Origin of the sequence: Streptomyces boncukensis (genome assembly GCF_011045075.1) — a bacterium.
Lineage (GTDB): Bacteria > Actinomycetota > Actinomycetes > Streptomycetales > Streptomycetaceae > Streptomyces > Streptomyces boncukensis.
Map to the genome: position 1 here is coordinate 1 of NZ_JAAKZZ010000768.1, position 2,522 is coordinate 2,522.

Sequence of the window (2,522 nt, forward strand, 5' to 3'; positions counted from 1 at the left end):
GGCGCGGGGAGTGCCGGTGCGCCAGGGCCTCGTACGACGCGGACAGCGCGGGCGCCGCCGTCTCGTACGTACGCTGCGCGACCCCTATGAACAGGCAGTCGACCACCAGGAGCTGGCTCGTCCGGCTGGACATCGCGGCGGGGCGCAGCTCGCTCTCGCGGGCCGTGGAGGTGGTGAGCACGTGGTCGGCGTACTGCGCGATCTCGCCGTCCGGGCGGCCGGTGACCGCGATCGTGGTGGCGCCCTGCTCGAAGGCGACGCGCAGCGGCTCTATCACGTCCACCGTGCGGCCCGAGTGGGTGATGGCCACCGCGACATCGCCGGTGCGCAGCTGCACGGCGTTGGTGACGGCGAGGTGCGGGTCGGCGTGCGGGTGGGCTACGAGCCCGATCCGCAGCAGCTTCTGCGCGAGGTCCTGGCCGACGAGGTTGGAGGCGCCGACGCCGTAGACGTCGATACGGCGGGCCGCGACCACCGCGCCGACCGCCGCCTCCAGCTGCCCGGTGTCGAGCCCGGCCGCGGTGTCGGCGAGCGTCTGCTGCTCGTCCAGCGCGAGCTTGGCGACGACGTCCCCGATCGGGTCGTCCACCGCGATGTCGGCGGTGACGGACGGGGCAGCGCCGGACTCCTGCTGCGCCGCGAGCCCCGCGAGCGCGAGCCGCAGATCGCGGTAGCCCGGATAGCCGAGCAGCCGGGAGGTGCGGACCACCGTGGCCTCGCTGGTGCCGGTGCGCTCGGCGAGCCCTGTGACGGTGAGCTGCGCGCATCCGGCCGGATCCCCCGCGACGGCCTCCGCGACGCGCTGCATGGAGCGCGTCATCGACGGCACCATCGTGCGCACCTTGGCGGCCAGCGCGGTCGGCGCGGTGGGCGCTGCCGGCGCCGCCTGAGCAGCGGACCGGGCGCGCCGGTCGCGCTGGTCGCCCCGGGTCGCGGGGATGGAGAAAGTTTCCTTCAGATTGCTCGTCACATGTCGGAAGATATTTTCATCCGGCGGCGACGTCAATGGCCCGGCCGGGATACGGATGGTGCAATGGACGCATGGGAGGCACGGAAGGCACGGAAGGCACGGAAGGTACGGACAGCACGGGAACGGACGACCTCGAACAGGCGCTGCACGCCGCGCGGGCGCTGATCCTCGCCGATCTGGAGGCGGGCGACGTGGCGCGCGCGGACGTCGTCTCGCTGGTCGAGGAGTCCGTCGCACACCGCCGCTGGTGGGTCGGCCAGTGGCCGGAGGGCGTCGCGTACGTGGACGGCCTGGTGGCCCAGGACGTCCAGGACGCCCTCCTGGAGCGCTACGGCCGCTGGCCGGTCTGCCCGGTGTGTATCGGTGCCGACCCGCACGCGCTGGACGTCGAGCCCGAGCTGGGCGAGAGCCCGCACTGGGTGTGCGGCAGGACCTCGACGGTGGTCGCCCGCGTGGGCTCCCTGGGCGAGCGCCTGTGACCCTCTACATCGACCCGCCGCAGTGGCCGGGCCACGGCCGCATGTGGTCCCACCTGGTGAGCGATGTGTCGTTCGCGGAGCTGCACGGGTTCGCGGAGCGGATCGGCTGCCCGCCCCGCGCCTTCGACGGGGACCACTACGACGTACCGAGCACGCAGTACGCCGCCGCCGTACGGGCGGGCGCGGTGGAGGTGGGCAGCAAGGAACTGGTCCGGCGCCTGACGGTGGCGGGCCTCCGCCGGAGGCGGAGGGGCGGCGCTCCTGCTCGTCGGCGCTCCACGCCTCGTACGGGGTCTCCCCACACCTCCAGCAGAGGGGAATAGCTCTGCACCGTGGAGGGCGCGCCCCAGTGCGGCGTGCCGCCGTCCGGGAACGGCCGCCGGTCACGCGTCGGAGGTGTCACCGAGCACCCGGCGTTGACGCGTCAACTTGCGTGCCACGCAAGGGAGAAGAGAAGATCGCGGCCGTCGGAATCGACAAGGAGGTTCTCAGGGTGGCGGACCGGCTGCGGGTCGTCCTGTTCTCCCACGCGCCGCGTGGTTTCGCGGTGGCGCACGAGGCGTGTGAGGCGGCCGGGCATCAGCCCGTGGCCTACGTCTACGCGCGTTCCCTCCGGCCCCGGCGGCCACCCGCGCCCCGCGCCGCCGCGGAGGCCGGGCGGATCGCGGAAGCGATGCCGCCGGACATGGACCTACTGGTCCCCGCGTCCGCGCGCAGTCTGCTGCGCGCCCTGCCCGGCTACCGTCCCGATCTGCTGGTCTGCAACGGATTCCCCTGGAGGCTTCCCGGGGCGCTGCTCCGGCTGCCCCGGCTGGGTGCCCTCAACATCCACCACTCCCTTCTGCCCCGGTACCGGGGGCCGATCCCGGTCCACTGGGCGATCCGCGACGGCGAGCGGCACACCGGCGTGACGGTGCACTGGATGGATGAGGACTTCGACACGGGAGACATCGTCGTCCAGCGGGGCGGGGTGCCGATCGCGGACGAGTTCGATCCGGATCAGCTGCTGGCGGATCTGAACGTGTTCGGCGGGCGGCTGCTGACCGAGGCCCTGGAACGGGTTCGGGAGGGGG

4 protein-coding genes are annotated in these 2,522 nt (G+C 73.2%); 3 read left to right on the forward strand and 1 reads right to left on the reverse strand.

Annotation, left to right across the window (positions count from 1 at the left end; translation table 11 throughout):
* Positions 1–970 (reverse strand): MurR/RpiR family transcriptional regulator (locus tag G5C65_RS35330; RefSeq protein ID WP_420903398.1); only part of this gene is annotated, 970 nt, incomplete at its 3' end.
* Between the two features lie 71 nt (positions 971–1,041).
* On the opposite strand from G5C65_RS35330, the gene G5C65_RS39850 reads away from it, so the two are divergent.
* The 3 genes from G5C65_RS39850 to G5C65_RS35345 form a co-directional block, all read left to right on the forward strand.
* Entirely contained in the window at positions 1,042–1,449 is a 408-nt protein-coding gene (locus tag G5C65_RS39850) for a hypothetical protein (RefSeq protein WP_165303146.1), read from the forward strand.
* Positions 1,446–1,772, forward strand: coding sequence for a DUF4031 domain-containing protein (locus G5C65_RS39855; protein ID WP_165303147.1), 327 nt, complete (start codon positions 1,446–1,448; stop codon positions 1,770–1,772). The genes G5C65_RS39850 and G5C65_RS39855 overlap by 4 nt, the downstream gene beginning before the upstream one ends.
* Before the next feature lie 110 nt (positions 1,773–1,882).
* Positions 1,883–2,522, forward strand: a 640-nt coding sequence (locus G5C65_RS35345; RefSeq protein ID WP_338146816.1) for a formyl transferase, incomplete at its 3' end; no start/stop codon positions are given.

What these genes read in the sequence shown, in the direction of transcription:
- G5C65_RS39850 (WP_165303146.1), top strand. Translation starts at nt 1,042, where the DNA reads ATGGGAGGCACGGAAGGCACGGAAGGCACGGAAGGTACGGACAGCACG.